Source organism: Streptomyces luteoverticillatus (assembly GCF_003970715.1).
In the GTDB taxonomy this organism is placed as follows: domain Bacteria; phylum Actinomycetota; class Actinomycetes; order Streptomycetales; family Streptomycetaceae; genus Streptomyces; species Streptomyces abikoensis.
Genome location: NZ_CP034587.1, coordinates 696483 through 712498, shown reverse-complemented (window position 1 = coordinate 712498; position 16016 = coordinate 696483). Strand labels below are relative to the sequence as shown.

General features: G+C 68.4%; 18 protein-coding genes, 1 tRNA gene and 1 pseudogene. 19 read left to right on the top strand and 1 reads right to left on the bottom strand.

The genetic code is table 11. The features are described from left to right. Positions 1-92 precede the first annotated feature (92 nt). The 7 genes from EKH77_RS02815 (at position 93) to EKH77_RS02790 (ending at position 4074) form a co-directional block, all read left to right on the top strand. Positions 93-1361, top strand: coding sequence for a peptidoglycan-binding protein (locus EKH77_RS02815; protein ID WP_126912853.1), 1269 nt, complete (start codon positions 93-95; stop codon positions 1359-1361). After that, complete coding sequence (locus EKH77_RS02810; protein ID WP_126912852.1) at positions 1358-1600, top strand: hypothetical protein; 243 nt, start codon at positions 1358-1360, stop codon at positions 1598-1600. Before EKH77_RS02815 ends, EKH77_RS02810 begins: the two co-directional genes overlap by 4 nt. Continuing rightward, a complete protein-coding gene (locus tag EKH77_RS02805; RefSeq protein WP_126912851.1) occupies positions 1597-1914 on the top strand; it encodes a hypothetical protein in 318 nt (105 codons plus the stop codon). Before EKH77_RS02810 ends, EKH77_RS02805 begins: the two co-directional genes overlap by 4 nt. A 51-nt stretch (positions 1915-1965) precedes the next feature. Continuing rightward, a complete protein-coding gene (locus EKH77_RS02800; RefSeq protein ID WP_126912850.1) occupies positions 1966-2553 on the top strand; it encodes a hypothetical protein in 588 nt (195 codons plus the stop codon). Further along, complete coding sequence (locus EKH77_RS02795; RefSeq protein WP_126912849.1) at positions 2538-2726, top strand: hypothetical protein; 189 nt, start codon at positions 2538-2540, stop codon at positions 2724-2726. Before EKH77_RS02800 ends, EKH77_RS02795 begins: the two co-directional genes overlap by 16 nt. 44 nt (positions 2727-2770) lie before the next feature. After that, a tRNA-OTHER gene (locus EKH77_RS32880) sits at positions 2771-2858 on the top strand. 268 nt (positions 2859-3126) lie between these two features. Beyond that, a complete protein-coding gene (locus EKH77_RS02790; protein ID WP_126912848.1) occupies positions 3127-4074 on the top strand; it encodes a DUF4365 domain-containing protein in 948 nt (315 codons plus the stop codon). Positions 4075-4218: 144 nt separating this feature from the next. On the opposite strand, the pseudogene EKH77_RS34265 reads toward EKH77_RS02790, so the two are convergent. Further along, positions 4219-4377, bottom strand: a pseudogene (locus EKH77_RS34265) (site-specific integrase); the annotation flags it as partial. Between the two features lie 334 nt (positions 4378-4711). Here EKH77_RS34265 and EKH77_RS02780 point away from each other — a divergent pair. The 12 genes from EKH77_RS02780 (at position 4712) to EKH77_RS02730 (ending at position 15216) form a co-directional block, all read left to right on the top strand. After that, positions 4712-5509, top strand: a complete 798-nt coding sequence (locus tag EKH77_RS02780; protein WP_126912846.1) for a hypothetical protein — start codon at positions 4712-4714, stop codon at positions 5507-5509. 190 nt (positions 5510-5699) lie between these two features. Continuing rightward, positions 5700-6389 (top strand): hypothetical protein, encoded by a 690-nt coding sequence (locus EKH77_RS02775; protein ID WP_126912845.1) that lies wholly within the window; start codon positions 5700-5702, stop codon positions 6387-6389. A gap of 84 nt (positions 6390-6473) precedes the next feature. Next, positions 6474-6743 (top strand): hypothetical protein, encoded by a 270-nt coding sequence (locus tag EKH77_RS02770; protein WP_126912844.1) that lies wholly within the window; start codon positions 6474-6476, stop codon positions 6741-6743. Positions 6744-6751: 8 nt separating this feature from the next. After that, positions 6752-7102, top strand: coding sequence for a hypothetical protein (locus EKH77_RS02765; protein WP_126912843.1), 351 nt, complete (start codon positions 6752-6754; stop codon positions 7100-7102). A 16-nt stretch (positions 7103-7118) separates the two neighbouring features. Then, positions 7119-9503 (top strand): phage/plasmid primase, P4 family, encoded by a 2385-nt coding sequence (locus tag EKH77_RS02760; RefSeq protein ID WP_240667190.1) that lies wholly within the window; start codon positions 7119-7121, stop codon positions 9501-9503. An 11-nt stretch (positions 9504-9514) separates the two neighbouring features. Then, positions 9515-11371 carry a DNA polymerase gene (locus tag EKH77_RS02755; protein WP_126912842.1) on the top strand — a complete coding sequence of 619 codons (1857 nt, stop codon included), beginning with the start codon at positions 9515-9517 and terminating at the stop codon, positions 11369-11371. A 14-nt stretch (positions 11372-11385) separates the two neighbouring features. Next, positions 11386-11811, top strand: a complete 426-nt coding sequence (locus EKH77_RS02750; protein WP_164737716.1) for an endonuclease VII domain-containing protein — start codon at positions 11386-11388, stop codon at positions 11809-11811. A 324-nt stretch (positions 11812-12135) separates the two neighbouring features. Next, entirely contained in the window at positions 12136-12366 is a 231-nt protein-coding gene (locus tag EKH77_RS02745; RefSeq protein WP_126912840.1) for a hypothetical protein, read from the top strand. Positions 12367-12564: 198 nt separating this feature from the next. Next, positions 12565-13578 (top strand): sigma-70 family RNA polymerase sigma factor, encoded by a 1014-nt coding sequence (locus EKH77_RS02740; RefSeq protein ID WP_164737715.1) that lies wholly within the window; start codon positions 12565-12567, stop codon positions 13576-13578. Between the two features lie 20 nt (positions 13579-13598). Next, the gene (locus EKH77_RS34260) at positions 13599-13724 is read left to right on the top strand and encodes a hypothetical protein (RefSeq protein WP_276319216.1); all 126 of its coding nucleotides are present in this window, start codon (positions 13599-13601) and stop codon (positions 13722-13724) included. Positions 13725-13758: 34 nt separating this feature from the next. Continuing rightward, complete coding sequence (locus EKH77_RS02735) at positions 13759-14391, top strand: hypothetical protein (protein WP_126912838.1); 633 nt, start codon at positions 13759-13761, stop codon at positions 14389-14391. A gap of 48 nt (positions 14392-14439) precedes the next feature. Then, the gene (locus EKH77_RS02730) at positions 14440-15216 is read left to right on the top strand and encodes a LysM peptidoglycan-binding domain-containing protein (RefSeq protein WP_126912837.1); all 777 of its coding nucleotides are present in this window, start codon (positions 14440-14442) and stop codon (positions 15214-15216) included. The last annotated feature ends 800 nt before the right edge of the window (positions 15217-16016 follow it).

Here is a 16016-nt window from a genome sequence, read left to right as displayed (position 1 = left end):
CCCGGATCAGAGAGCGTGCATTGCTGGCACTCAAGGCATTATTTGGAGGCAGGGTCAGGTAATTTTTGGCTGCCAGGGCTCCGTTGTGAATCATGTGGGCCCTGGCCAAGTCATTCTCATCTCGAAAGGAGGAACCCGCACTGGGTTCCCGTAACGCCTTCCTCGCCGAAGCGAGGAAGTGGGCCGACCAGAAGTACAAGGAAGGCCGCAACAACGACACCGTCTTCGGCCGCTGGTACCCGATGAACTGGCAGCCCTGGTGCGACATGTTCGTCTCGTACTGCGCCGAGCGGACCGGCAACGCGGCGGCGGTCGGGAAGTTCGCCTACTGCCCCTCGCACGTCGAGTTCTTCAAGGGCCGAGGCCAGTGGTACAGCGCACAGGCGCAGGCCAGGGCCGGCGACGTGGTCTTCTTCCACAACGGCGACGGTGTCGCCTACCACGTCGGCATCGTCCTGGCCGACGCTGAGCCCGGGGTGAGCGTGAGGACGGTCGAGGGCAACACCTCCAGCGGCGCGGCCGGCTCGCAGAACAACGGCGACGGCGTGTACTACCGCACCCGGCCCCGGTCGATGATCCTCGGCTTCGGCCGCCCCGCCTTCGCCACCGTCGCCGGCGACACCACCGCCCCGGCCGGCCCCAGCCGGTGGACCGTCAAGCGCGGGCAGACCCTGAGCGTGATCGCCGCCCTGTGCGGAACCACCGTCTCCGCCCTCCTGTCCCTGAACCCCGGCATCGACCACCCCGACCGGATCACGGAAGGTCAGGAGCTGACCGTCCCGGCCACCGCCAAGCCCGCTCCGGCCAAGCCCTCCCCACCGGCACCCGACACGCCCCTGCGGGATCAGGACGAGCCGCCGACCGGCCGGGTCACCATCGACGGACGGGAGTATGGCCCTGGGGCGACCGGGCCACACATCACCGCCCTGAGCAAGGCACTGGTGGACAAGGGCTTCAGCCGCCACTACACGGAAGGACCCGGCCCCCGCTGGTCGCTGGCCGACCAGCTCAACTACGCCGACTTCCAGCGCTCCCTCGGCTTCACTGGCCCGGACGCCGACGGCATCCCCGGGCCCGCATCCCTGCGTCGGCTTCTGGCACCCGCTCCCGCGAAGGTGAAGCCGACATCACCGCAGGAGCCGGCCCCGGCCAAGCCGGCACAGCCGAAGCCCGCCAAGCCAACCGACCCGCCGGAGAAGGCCAAGCCCGCGCCGGCCGATCCCCTGGGCGAGGGGCTGTGGACCATGCAGAAGAACGCGGACGGCTCGATCACCTTCCGCCCGGTCAAGCCGGCCTCGAAGAAGGACGCCGCGCGCACCGAGCTGACGCGCACCGTGCCCGAGCTGGTGACGGCGGCATGAGCGAACGCGACTCCCTCGGCGTCAGCATCTCCGCCCGCGAGATCTACGACCAGATCGTGGGCCTGCGCGACGACGTCCGAGGACTGACCCAGACCCAGACCACCACCGCGGCCGAACTCGCCGACCACGAGAACCGGCTGCGCGCCATCGAACGGTGGCGCTACGCCGCGCCCCTGGCCGGCGTCTCCGCCCTCGGGGCGATCGTCGCCGAGGCCATCCGCGTCACCGGAAAGGCATGACCCTGAGAAACGACATCCGAGACAACCCCGTGATGGTGCGCGCCATCGTCGTGGCAGCCCTCTCCCTGCTGGGAGCGTGGGTTCCCGCCCTCGCCGGCATCGAGCACACCGAACCCCTGGTCGGTGCCGTCGTGGCCGCCGTGACGCTGTTCCTCGGCCACAGCGCACGAGCCCGCGTCACCCCCAACCACCGCGCCGTACTCCGGGAGGAGGCCGAGGCGATCCTGGCCCAGGTGGCCAGCCCCACCGAGCAGCCGACTGCGCTCCTGCCCGCCGTCTCGAAGAAGACCGAAGGGCGCGGCCGGCTCGACTGAGCTGTACCCCTCCCGAACTCAACCCTCGCGACGGTCGAGGGAAGGGGAAGGGTGCGAGGCATCGGGATCATCGGACGGGCACGCAGCGGCAAGGACACCGTGGCCGCACGGCTCGTCGCAGCACACGGATTCCGGCGCATGGCCCTGGCCGACCCGCTCAAGGACATGGCTTTCGGGATAGACCCCCTGATCGCCCCCGCAGTGCAGGACGGCGGCACCCTGCGTCTCGCCGAGGCGGTACGACTGTTCGGCTGGGAAACGGTCAAGGAGCGCTACCCCGAGGCCCGGCGCTTCCTGCAACGCCTCGGCACAGAAGGCGTACGCCACCACATCAACGCGAACTACTGGGTAGACGTGCTGCTCCAGGAGGCCGGCACCGCCTGCCGGGCGGGGGACGTCCGTCCCGTCGTCGTGCCGGACGTCCGTTTCGAGAATGAGGCCCGCGCCCTGGCCGCACACGGCTTCGCCCTGTGGTCCGTCGACCGGCCAGGGCTCCGGGACACGGTGCATGAATCCGAGCGACTGTCCCTCCACCACGGGGAGCTGCTGATCAACAACAACGGAACACTTGCCGCGCTTCACCGCCAGGTGGACGCGGCCATGGAACAGACCAGGAAGAGCCGATGCGACACCTACTGATCAAGCTCCTGCGAGCCGTGCCCGTCGAGAACGTGCTGAACGCCGTGGACGAGAGTCCGCGGGTGTCGGTATCGCCGCACGAGTTGCGCGAGCAGTGGGCGGCGGACGCCCGAGTGCGCGCTGAGGTGCCTGGCTACCGGGACGGCGTGCCGTCCATCAACCGGGCGCGCTGACCCCGCCCTCCTGGCCCCCATGGTCGGTCCTCTGGATCGGTTGCGGGGGCCTTCGTGCGTTCCCCGAGGAATACGGTCTTGAAAACCGTCGTGGCAGCGATGTCACCGTGGGTTTAAATCCCACAGCCTCCGTCAGTTCTGCGTTGACGCAGGTCAGAAGGGGTGCCCCGGATCGGGGCGCCCCTTTCGTGTGGGGTCTATCTCAGTCTGGATCACTGATATCCCGGCGTTGATCAGTGCGTGTGGCCCATCTGTGGCCCGGGCCTTCGAGGGCCAACGGATGGTTGAACTCGTCAGCCAATCTCAGTCCGGGCTGCTGCTACCGACGGCATGGACGTACGCATCGATTGCCTGAACTATGTGCCCACCGTGACCCTCTGCGCCGTACGATGCTGACGGGATGCTCACACTCTCCAGGGGGGCGGTTGCGGTCGTGCAGGTTCGGCAGTCACAGCAACTTGAGCGAGAGGGGGTGACCTGGATCAGCCACCTCGTCACCCGGGAGCTTGGTTGGGTCTTCAGGGAGCAGCCGACTGTCGATGTGGGTATCGACGCGCACTTAGAGGTTGTGGACGGCACCACTTCAAAGGCGACCGGCCAACTCCTTGCTGTGCAGATCAAGGCAGGGCTGAGCTATTTCGCGTCACCTACTGAAGATGGCTGGTGGTTCGTCGGCGACACGGCACATATTGAGTACTGGCTGGGCCATTCACTGCCAGTTCTTGTGATGCTCTACAACCCTGAAACTCAGAGGGTCTACTGGCAGCACGTCAGCAGGCAAACTGCGTTTTCGACGGGCAAGGGGTGGAAGATCCACGTGCCTGTTACTCAGGAGCTGAGCGCGCAGTCCGTTGTGGAGATCCAGCCACTCGCGCGGCCATCATCCGAGCTCCAGGGTCTACAAGGGCTGCTCGCTTGGGACATTGAAGGCGAAACCACGTGGGCTTCCTGGCCAGAGAAGGCCGAGTTCTACCGCCACCTCTTGAGCGCGCGCCTGCACATACTTTTCAGTAGCGTTGTCGCCATCTCCGAGGTTCGGCATGACTCTATGCCGGTGGACATGACGGTATGGCTGACTATGGGACGCACTTTTGATGTTGCTCTGATTCATCCCTCCAGTCGTCTGGACAGACTCATCGCCCGAGGCAAAGATGCCCTCGCCCCCATTGTGGCTGTCGTTTGTGGCGCCCAGAATCTGAGCGAGTGCCCTCAACTACGGGGGCTCACAATTGATCCACCGCTCTTCTTCGCTGCATGGAGCCCGGAGACCGGGGGCGATGAAGATCTGCGAAATGCGGTGAAACATGCCATCCGTTGGCTGGCCGGACCCGACGAAGACTGGTGCTGATGCTGTGCTGGCCAGGCTTGCTGGCCAGCAACTGCCTTGGAGGCACCGTATTTGGCGTCCAGAGTACCCGTCTGAACGCAGCATGAGTGCGGGCCGTGGCTCTTTGTGAGCTACAGCCCGCACTCGGCTTCGGGGTTATAGGGGCTATCCGGTTGATGTGTCGGCGGCCTTTGTCAGGGCTCGTTCGATCCTTTCGTTTGCTTCCTGCTGGAGGCCGTGGATGACCTTGGCGTAGAAGCGAAAGAGGACGGCGATGCTGTGGCCCGCGCGGCGGGCGACTTCGACAGGGGCGACGCCGGACGCTGTATGAAGCAGGCGCGATTGGGAGTCCAAGGCAGCGGGCTCCGCTCAAGCGGTGACCAGCGCACCAGCGGCCCCTCTATCCAGTAGTCAGGAGCGGGGATCAGCGCGCGTCCCGCGCTATTGACCGTCCGTCGACCTTCAGTAGTGATCACCAGGGTCTGGGCGCGGTGCAGCAAAACAGCTGCTGCACGTACCTTCTTCCCTACCCGCATATAAGGAAAGAAGGTGGCGACAGCGATTTTCCTGCTGTCGCCACCGATCTTGTACCCCGCCTGAACTCAAGCCCTTCGCAAGAGACGACCCCCGCTGCCGGCGGGGCTGCGGAGAGGGTGCGATGGCAGGCGCGAACACGATCATGCGGGGCGGCTCACGGTTCTACGTGGAGCCCGAGAGCGGCATCAAGGTCCCCGGAGTCACCTCCATCATCTCGTGCCTGCCCAAGCCGTTCCTGGCGTTCTGGCAGGCGAAGATGACGGCCGAGTGCGCGGTGCAGAACCTCGGCTCGGTGGTGGGACTGGCGCTGAACGACGCGGACGGGGCGGTCGACTACCTCAAGGGGGCCGCGAGGAGGTACACCCAGCAGCGCGCCGCCCTCGGTTCCGACGCCCACGACCTCTTCGAGCGCCTGGCGCGGGGGGAGGCCGTCCGCCGCGTCCACCCCGACCTCGAACCGTACCGGGCGCACTTCTGCGAGTTCCTGGAGCGGGCGCAGCCGGAGTTCCTGCGGATGGAAGACGTCGCCTGGAGCGACCGGCATGTCTACGCCGGGTCCTTCGATACCATCTGTCGCATTGACGGAGAGACGGTGATGTTGGACTACAAGACGTCGAAGGACACCTACGCGGACGTCTCCCTTCAGCTGACGGCCTACGCGCGGGCGGACCACATCATCGACGCCGACGGGGTCAAGCATCCGATGCCCCGGTGCGAGGCCGGTGCGGTCCTGCACGTGACCGCCGACCAGTGGGCGCTCAAGCCCGTGGAGATCTCCGACGAAGTCTTCGGCCACTTCCTCGCGCTGCGTGAGACCTTCGACTGGGAGCGTGAGCGGTCGAAGGTGGTCATCGGCAAGCCGGTGATGTCGGGCGGCTCCACCCTCGTCACCGGGACCCAGCGCCGGGCGTCCCGGTGACCCTCGAACCCGTCGTAGTGCTCGCCCTGGTCGCGGCCGTGCTGCTGTGGCTGGCGACCGGGGCACGCCGCTGAACGCGGCTGTACCCCACCCGAACTCAAGCCCTCCGAGAGAGGGGCCATGCTGACCCGGCTGAGCCGCCGCGCGCCTCTCTCCGCTCATCAACGCAAGTCAGAGCACGGAGAATTACTTGAGCCTGCGCATTTTCGAGACCGACCCCGAGAGCCGGCCGAAGCCGCGATTCAGCAGCGACACGGTAGGGCGGTTCCGGTCGGGCCGGATGGCGGGCAACCGCCCGGAATCGCTGAGCGCCTGGCGCGTGACCACCGGGGACCCCGAGGTCGCCGACGCAGTGGCGAAGGCGTACGGCGGCAGGCCGGAGGAGTGGGAGACCTCGGCCGAGGACCGGCTGGAAGTCCTCACCGAAGCCGACGCGGTGAAGATCGTCATCGACGGGCCGCAGGGCATCCGCTCCCGCATGGTGCTGTGGGGCCGGCAGGGCCCCATCCACGAGTGCGACGGCGTGGAATTCCTGAGCCCGGAGGAGGACAAGGGCACCCCGTGCGGCTGTCCCGCCCTGCTGGCCGACCGCAAGGCCGCGGCCAAGACCGGCCGGGGCCCGGCCCCCTCCGTCGAGGTGACGTTCTCCCTCGCCGACCAGCCCGACCTCGGCCGCTTCCGCTTCGTGTCCGGCTCCTGGGAACTGGTCAAGGTCCTGCACGAGGTCGAGAACAAGCTGGAAGCCGTCGGCGGCCCCGCGCTGTGCACGCTGCGCTTGGAACTCGTGGAGTTCCAGACCAAGAGCGGCATCGACGTCCGGTACCGCAAGCCCGTCATTGACGTCCACAAGGCCGCCCAGCCGGCCGAGGTCCCGTTCTAGCACCCGGACGTGACTCCGCGGGCCTGCCGCGTCGACGAAGCGCGGCGGCCCCGTGACCACCGACAACCCATGGAGATCGACAGGTTGACCAGCACCACCCTCCCCGGCCGCCGCATGCTCAGCGCCGAGGAGATCATGCGATGGCCGTTCCGCCAGGACGCCCTCCTGCCCGACCTTCACCCGTCGACGGGCACCGGCAACAGCTCGGCCAAGCTGAACGAGGACAAGGTCCGCGCCATCCGGTCGGCCGCCGCAGCCGGCGCGCACCTAGCCACCCTCGGGCACGCCTTCGGCATCTCCGAACGAGCCACCCGCCACATCGTGGACGGCACGAGCTGGCGGCACGTCCAGTAGTGGCCAACGTGAACAAAGCCAAAGGCACGGCCTGGGAATCGGCCCTGCGGACCTACCTCAACGAGGGGCTGACCGACCGGAACGCCCAGGTGCGCCGCAACGCGCAGACAGGCGTGAACGACATCGGCGACCTGGACGCCTACCCCTTCACCGGCGAGGCCAAGGCCGTCAAGGCGTACGACCTCGCCGGCTTCGTCGAGCAGGCCAACCGCGAGGCCCACAACGCCGGCTCACCCTTCGGGGTGGCGCTGATCAAGCGCCCGCGCAAGGGCGTGGGCGACGGCTACGCCGTGATGGACGTACGCACCTTCCGCCGGGTCCGGGCCCGGCTTCTGGGGGTCGATGCCCCCGACGACTGAGAAGAGAGACAAGCAAGTGGAGTTCCGTTCGATCCTGGCGCGCTTCGAGGACGTCTCGGAGCACGCGGACGGCGGCTATCTGGCCCGGTGCGCCGGCCACGACGACCACCACCCCTCGCTGCGCATCTGGCGCGGCGAGGACCGCAAGGTGCGCATGGTGTGCCGCGCGGCCTGCAAGACCGCCGACGTGCTGAAGGCGGCCGGCCTGACGTTCTCCGACCTCTTCAACTCCGAAGGTGAGGGCCTGACCGCCCCGGCACTGCGCTCGTCGCCGGTCGGCCCGGCGCAGGTCGCCGCGCTGCGGGTGTGGCTGGACGAGCGGATGATGGCCGCCGGTGACGCGGTCTACGACTACGTCGCCGAGCGGTTCGGACTGACCGCGCAGCAGGCTCAGGCCCTGGAACTGGGCGAGTGGCAGCCGGCCGCGGAGTACCCGGAGTTCGTCTCCGACACCTTCGCCCGCTTCCCCCGCCTGGTCGTCCCCCTGATCGGCTTCGACGGCGTCGCGCGCGGCGCCCAGGGCCGGGACATCTCCGGCCGCTGCCCGGCCCGCTGGGTCTCCCTGGCCAACACCGGCGGCACCTGGGCCAAGTACGGCATCTTCCGGGGCGGAGCCGGCTTCGAGACCGTCATCATCACCGAGGGCCCCTCGGACGCCCTGACCGCCGCAGCGGCCGGCTACGACTCGGTCGCCGTACGCGGGGCTGGCCTGGCGCGCAACGAGCTGCTGGTGGCCGAGCTGGCGGACGGCCTGGGCGACCGGGACGTGGTGCTGGCCGGCGACCGCGACCGGGCCGGCGACGCCTTCACCGACGACCTGGCGCGCGCCCTACTGCGGGCCGGTGTCCCGGTGCGCCGCCTTGATGGCATCCCGGCCGGCCTGGACCTGACCGAGTGGCGCGAGCAGGACCCGTCGGAGTTCGCCGGCCGGCTGCACCGGGCCGTCCGGTCGGCGCAACTGGTCAAGGCCCTCGAGCCCGCCTCGGCCACACACGCGCCGACCGGGGCCGAGGAGCCGGGGCCGCTGCCCCTGACCGACCTCGGCAACGCCGAGCGGCTTTACCGCAAGCTCGGCGGCAACGTCCGCATGATCCCCGGGGCAGGTGTTTTCAGATGGCAGGGCCGTAAATGGGCCCAGGTTCCGGAGGAAGCCCTGTACGCCGACGTTCGGGCCGTCGTCGCGGAGATGGCCAAGGAGTCCGGGCACGCCAACCCGGACGCCCTGGCGAAGTGGGTCAGCCTTTCCCAGAGCGCGCAGCGGGTGCGCGGCATGGTGGACATGCTGTCCTCCATTCCCGGCGTCTACGCGAGCGTCGACCAGTTCGACGCCGACCCCCGCCAGCTAGCCTTCCGAAACGGCATGGTCGACCTGTTCACGGGCGACTTGAGCGAGCACCGGCCGGAGAACATGAACACGTTCTTCGTGGACGTGGACTTCAACCCCGAGGCACCCGCGCCCCGCTGGGAACGGTTCCTTCGCGAATGCCACCCGGACAGCGAGGCCATGCCGGCCTTCCTCCAGGAACTCGTCGGATACGGGCTTTCCGGGCTGTCGGTCGAGCGGTGCTTCGTGATGCACGTCGGTCCAACGACCAACGGCAAGACGACGTTCACCGGCACCCTCGAGGACGTGTTCGGCGCAGCGGCACACCGAGTGGACGCGTCCCTGTTCCAGCGCCGGCGGGAGTCGGGCGGACCTCGCGCGGACATCGTGGGCCTGCGCGGAAAGCGGCTGGTGATCAGCTCGGAGTGGCCGGCCTCGATGCAGCTCGACCAGGCCCTGATGAAGGCCATCACCGGGGACCAGACCATCAGCGCGCGCGGCGTCTACGCCCGCCACGACATCACGTTCCGGCCGGCCTGCCTGGTGCAGGTGGACACGAATTACTGCCCGGACGTGGACGCCACCGACGCCGCACTGTGGCAGCGCGTCCGCGTCATCCCCTGGGAACAGGACTTCCGGGGCCGGGAAGACCGGCACCTGTCGACCACCTTGCACCGCGAACGCGAAGGCATCGCCGCATGGGCGGTGGCCGGCGCGGTGCGCTGGTTCGCCAAGCACGCAGCCGGCCAGGGACTCGATTTCCCGCCGTCGGTCGAGAAGCGCACCGCCCACTACCGGGATGCCTCACACCCGCTCTCCGGATTCATCGGCGAGGAGTTCGCCGTCGAACCGGGTGCCTTCACGCGCCGGCCGGATACCTGGGAGCGCTACCGCACCTGGGTCGAGGAATGCGGGATCAAGCACCCCATGAGCCGCAATCGCTTCTACGACGCCGTGCGGACCTTCCCCGGCGTGGTCGAAGGACAGCGCTCCGACGGCTCGCGCGGGTTCCGCAACCTGCTGGACCTTTCACAACCCGCACGGCGGGGCCCCGGCATTTTCGGGGGCGATAACTAAAGGAAGAACGCTTGCGTACGCACGGGTACGTCATCGCCGGGGAGCCGGTCGACATCCACGTGGTGGAGGACGCCCAGGACGTGCGGGCGTTCCAGGACTGGGCGGCCGGCCACATATCGGCTGGCCGCCCGGTCGCCTTCGACACCGAGACCAGCGGTCTGGACATCTTCAGCGCCGACTACCGGCTGCGCCTCGCGCAGTTCGGCGACCAGCGCACCGCGTGGGTGCTGCCGGTCGAACGTGGCCGGCTTTTCGCCGACGCTGCACGCCGAGTCCTTCTCGACCTGCCGCGCGTCGTCATCCACCACGCCGCCTTCGACTGGCTCGTGGCGGACCGCTGCCTCGGCGTACCGCTGGAGCACCTCTACCCGCGCACCGTCGACACCAAGATCATGGCCACCCTCGTCGACCCCCGCCAGGCCCAGGAAGGCGGGGTGGGCACCGGCCTCAAGCCTCTCTCCGCTCACTACATTGACCCGGCCGCCCCCGACACCCAAGAGGACCTGACCCGCGTTTTCCGGTCCCTCGGCCTGACCAAGGCCGCGGGCTTCGCCGGCATCCCGCTCGATCACCCGACCTACGAGACGTACGCAGGACTCGACGTCCTGCTCACCGCCCGGCTCCTGTATGCCCTGAACGGCGTGCACGCCGAGTTGGGCATCCGGCCGACGCTGCTGGAGTACGAGCACCGCATCGCCTTCATCTGCGCCCACATGCAGCGCACGGGCCTGCTGTGCGACGTCGAGTACACCAAGGCCCTGTCCGACCGGCTGCACGCGCAGGCCGAGGAGTTCGAGCACAAGGCCCGCCGCTACGGCGTCGAGTCGATCAACTCGCCCAAGCAGGTGGCGGACGCCCTCCTCGGCATGGGCGAGACGCTGACCGAGCGGACCGCCGGCGGCGCGCTGCGCGTCGACAAGGCCGTCCTGCTGGCCTTGGCCGATCTCAACACCTCGTGGGAACGCCTTGGTGCCCGGACTCCGAACCCGCTGGCTGATGCGGTCATCCGCTCCAAGAGGGCGGGCAAGTGGAAGTCGGCGTACGCGGATACGTTCCTGCAAACGCTGGACGCCGAAGGGCGCGTGCACCCCTTCATCCACTCCCTGGCCGCACGGACGGGTCGGATGTCGATCACCCGGCCGGCCTTGCAGACGCTTCCCGGCCGGGACGTGATGATCCGCCGCGCCATCCTGGCCGACGAGGGCCACGTGATGATCTCGTGCGACTTCGACGCGGTCGAGATGCGGGTCATGGCCGCACTCGCGGACGTCAGGCGCATGAAGGCCGCCATCCTCGCCGGCGAGGACCTGCACAGCTACACCCGCTCCCTGGTCTACGGCGACGCCCCGGACCCGGACGGGCGGTTGCGGGCGCTGTGCAAGGGCATCGGCTTCGGGAAGATCTTCGGCGGCGGAGCCTCCGGCGTCGCCCGCATGACGGGAGCCGACGAGGGCGCCGTCCGTTCGGCCATGCGCACCTACGACCACGTCTTCCCCGAGATCAAGCGGGCCTCGAACACCTGGCAGCGCGAGGCCATGGCCAACGGCATGATCACCACGACGGTGACCGGCCGCCGGCTCCCGCTCGACCGCGACCGCACGTACGCGGTCGTGAACTACCAGGTCCAGTCAGCCGCCCGCGACTGCTTGGGTCAGGCGCTGTGCGACATGCAGGACGCCGGCGTCCTGGACTACCTCCGGCTGCCGGTGCACGACGAGGTCCTTGTGTCCGCGCCGGCCGAGGACGCCCAGGACATCGCGCGAGCCGTCGAGAAGGCGATGAACTTCGACCTGTACGGCGTGCCGATCACCGCAAGTGCGGACATCGGCAAAAGATCATGGGGCAGCCTCAAGGGCGGCGACTACTGAGGAGGCGGGAGCAGATGAGCGTCAAGCCCTGCTGCGACTGCGGCGACCTGCTGCCGCTCGCCCGGTTCCCCCGGCACCGCTCCAACGGAGACGGCCGCACCTCCCGCTGTCAGGCGTGTACCACCGCCCGCAGGAAGCAGGCCCGGGTCCCCGCGCGCGAGCGGGACCGACGGCTGCGGCGGACCTACGGGATCACGAGCGAGGACTACCGGTCGATGGGAGCCGCCCAGGGATGGCGCTGCCCGGTCTGCGGGGAGGGGCCGGCTTCCGGCGGCCGACTCGTCGTCGACCACGATCACGTCTCCGGACTGCCCCGTGGCCTCCTGCACTCCACGTGCAACGCCGCGCTGGGACTGCTCGCCGACGACCCGGCGGTCCTGGAAAAGGCCGCCGCCTACCTATCCCGGACCGCCGACCTCCGGGCCCAGGTGCTGGGCTGACCCGGACCCGGGCCCGGAAGCGATTGGGCAGAGGTGGTTTCCACCCGTGATCAGGTCACGGAACATCTCGCCCAGATCACGCAAGTATCACGGTGATCACGCCCTCATCCCCCACATGGAGGGGGCGCCCGACGGTCTCTCGTTCCGGCGGCGGATTTGGGTCACGGCACGGCCAATCGGGGTTTATGCCGTGTTTAAGTACTGCGGTGCGAATTGCGCACTGGTGAGTAACTAGCAGGAGGTGGAAGGGCTGTGCAGCTTTCAACCATCCGCCCTGCGTCATCCTGTCAGAGCTGTTTCACCGGCCGATCGGCGGCCCCCGAGGTGTTCATTCGGGCGCTGATCGAGCGTCTGCGCTGCCTGGCGCTGCACTGGCTTACCGGTCTGCGTCCGAGCGTGATCGTGCGGCTGATCCTCGCGTTTCCTGCCCTCCACCTCCACCGGGCATGGTCGTACCGCGCGTTCTTCCGCGCCGCCCGCGTCGCGGCCGCACAGCGCTGCCGTGCCGACGGTGTCTTCGCCCGCCTGCTCACCCTCGCCGAGCCCTGCACGTAGCGCGCAGGGCGGCACTCCCACGCCCCTGCGCTGATCACGGCACAGGGGCCCCTTTGTAACCAGTCACGCCCCCGCCCGGCCTACCCGCCGTCCGGGGGCTTCGTCATGCCCTTTTTCGGCCCTCGTCGGGCGCTTTCTCCGGGTTTGTACCCAACCCGAACTCAAGCCCGGCGGAGAACCGAACAAGGAGCACCACCCTTGCGCACGACCATCACGGCCGAGCAGATCACCGCCGCCCAGAACGGTGACGCCGCCGCTGCCGAGCAGATCCTGGACGCCCTGGAGGGCGCCGCCGTGAAGATCGCCGCCGATCGGGCAACCCGCATCGCCGGCGGGACCCAGATGCGCGACGACCTCATGCAGGAGGCCCGGCTGGCCTTCTGGCGCGCACTCCAGGACTGGGACGTCGACGCTGACAACGCCGCCGCCTTCACGACCTATGCGTTCCAGCGGGCGAAGTTCGACGTCCACCGCGCGGCCCTGCGCTGGACTGTCCCCGGAATCGGCGACGTCGCGCGGGCCACCTTCGCCGCCGCCCTGCGGCAGAGCGGCGGCAACTTCGACGAGGCCGTACACATCGTCACCTCGCTGGACGACCCCGAGCGCCGGCTGTCGCCGCAGCTCGCCGCACTGGTCCGCAGCGCCTTCGAAGGCCCCGAACCGATCGAAGGAAGTTCCGCGACCGCGGCGGGGGTGGCAGCCCTGCCCGCGTCCTCCTCCGCGTACACCAGCGGCGACCGCTGGGCCGAAGACCAGGGCCAGCTCCCCGACCACATGTGCCACCCGCTCGACCTCTCACGCGACGCGGTCCGCTGCAAGGGCGTGGCGACCACCGGCAAGGGCGTGCAGGTCGGCGCGAAGCGGCGCGAACGCATCCACGCCGGTCAGCCGCCAGCCCAGGGCAGGGGCGCCACCTGGCGCGAGGTCGGAGCCCTGGCGGACCACGCCGCCGACCGTGAGATGCGCGAGCGCTCCATAGCCGTCGGTCACGTCATCGCCGGACGCGTCGCCGAGGTGCTGTCCCCCGCCGAACGGGAAGTCGTCTCCGTCGCCTACGGCACCGCCTATAGCTACAACGAGGCCACCGCCAAGGGCACCCCCGACCTGCACACCACCGCCCAGGTGCTCGGCAAGACCCACAACACCGTGAACGTGACCCTCAAACGGGCCCGCACCAAGCTGCGCAAGGCCCGGGAAGTAGGCCACATCTGATCAACGAAAGCGATCACCAGGTGAGCTACTACGCCACCCCCGAGGACGCCGCACTGGCTGGCGCGTCCGTCCTGGACGGCCAGGACTGGACCACATGGGACGACTCCTGGGACTCGTGCCACTCGCCCCCCGAAACCGACCAGTAAGCCCCCGCCGGCTCCGACGCCACAGAGCAGAGAAATGATCTACCGCTTCAACTGCAACTCCACCCCGGGTGACTACCTGGCCGTCTCCCTGGACACGGATGGCGACATCGCCTTCGCCGTCCACGAGCAAGAGCAGACACCGCGCATGGTCTACCTGGACGCCGGTGAAACCCGGCTCCTGATGCAGGTACTCGCCGACCTCGCCGAGCGCGCCACCCGACCGCAGGACGGCCAGCAGGACCACAAGGACGTGATCACCGAGGCACTGAACCGCGAGGGCCTGGCCCTCGAACGCGACACCAGCCCTACCGACCCGGAACCCGAACCGGTCGCGGTGAGCCCGTCCGATACCGTCTCGCTCCCCCTCCTCCATCCCGTACTCACCACCGCAGTTGAACCCGCGCGGGTCAACACCGAGACGGTCGCAGAGCCCATCCCTCACGCCGTCGAGGAGGCCGTGGAATCGGGTCCCTGCAAGGAGGGCCGCAACCTGGAGCAGCCGGCGGCCGCTGCCGCGACGATCGGGGACGTCATGATCCCCCAGCCGGTCACCGTCAACGCAGAGCGGGCCTATCTGCGCGCCCGTGAACTCCTCCGCCAGGGCGACACACCGTTCACGCACGCCGCCGTACTCGACCTCGCGCGCTACCTCGCCGAGGCCGCCTAGAACACCGCCGGCCGCTCCGGCCGGACGGGACGCAATGAAGGACAGCAGTTGATCCACCGCAAACGGACGGCCGCCCTGGTGACCGGCCTCGCCATCCCCGGTGCACTCGCCGGCACCGCCTATGCCACACCCCAGGCCACCGCCACCAGCACGTACTCCGGCGCCCCGGACAAGGCCATGCCGACCACGCCGGCACTGTCGAGTACGGCCGACACCTCCGACAAGAACACGACCAGCAAGAAGACTATGCGCACCGTGCGCGAGGGCGACACCCTCTGGGACATCGCCGCCCAGCAGCTCGGCTCCGGCGAGGACTGGCAGCGCCTCTACGGAGCCAACGCCGACAAGGTCACCGACCCGGACCTGATCTTCCCCGGACAGACCCTCACCGTGGACAGCACCGACCCCAAGACGACGCCGCCCCCGACGGAGAAGGCGAAGGCGCCGATGCCCTCGCCGGCCTCGAAGAAGGACCGGGCTCGCGCTTCCGTCAGCGGCACCCTGGACGGCTGGATCGAGCAGGCGCGCGAGGAACTGCGCAAGAACGGGGACCTCGTCCCCTCAGCCGCAGCGATCAAGGCCCGGGCCATGATCGAGTCCGGCGGCAACCCGCGGGCCATCAACCTGACCGACAGCAACGCGGCGGCCGGCACCCCGTCCAAGGGCCTCCTTCAGGTGATCGACCCGACCTTCCGCGCCTACCGGCTCAAGAGCCTGCCCGACGACCCTTACGACCCCGTTGCGAGCATCTGCGCCGGCGTCCGGTACGCGAACGCGACCTACGGCAGCTTCGAGAAGATCGCCTACCAGGCCGGCGGGTACTGACACCCGGCCGGATGCCAACGTTCGCCGGCATCCGCACTGAAGGCCCCCGCCCCACCGGGCGGGGGCCTTGCCCTGTTCATCGAATGAAACAGTTAAACAACTCGGCCAACTAAGTTGACCGGTAACCACGTCGCACGCCAACTTTTGGCCCCGCCAGGCGTGAAGTTGGAGTGTGACAACTATGAGTTGGCAGAACGCGCGCGTATGAGGGCTTGTTCATAGTGGACCATTACGCTGACCTGCGCGGTTACAGGTTAACAATCAACCTTGAAACTAAACCACGTTTTCCCGGGCAGTGGCTCATATATGCATCACTGTGCCGCGTGTAGCGCGGGGTGACTGACCGTAGGACTGGCGGGGGCTGCCGTCCCGCCGAGTTTTCACTTCGCGCAGAGCGAGTAATGATGGAGACGTGACCACTCAGATATTGGGCACGAACGCCCATCTGGAACTGCAAAGAAAAGAACAGCCAGATGATCAGTGGCGGACAGCGCTGACTCGGCCCCCCTTCCCAGGGGCCGGACCGTTCGCCATGCGCGGTGCGGCACACACGCTGGAGGAGGTCGGCCAGATCACCCGGTGTTACTCAGTAGCCGTGAAACACTGGTACGAGTCTCCGAGAAGCGAGTTCGGCTCGCCGTTCGCGTTCCGCCTCGTCTGTTGTGCCCAGGGGACAGGTAGGCCCCTGGCGTTGGTGGTGTATGTCAGAGGTAAGGAGGGCAGATACGAGAAGATCGCGGAGTGGGTAACCGACGACCCGGACGCGCTGCCTCCATTGAGGGGAAGTCATGTACAGCGGC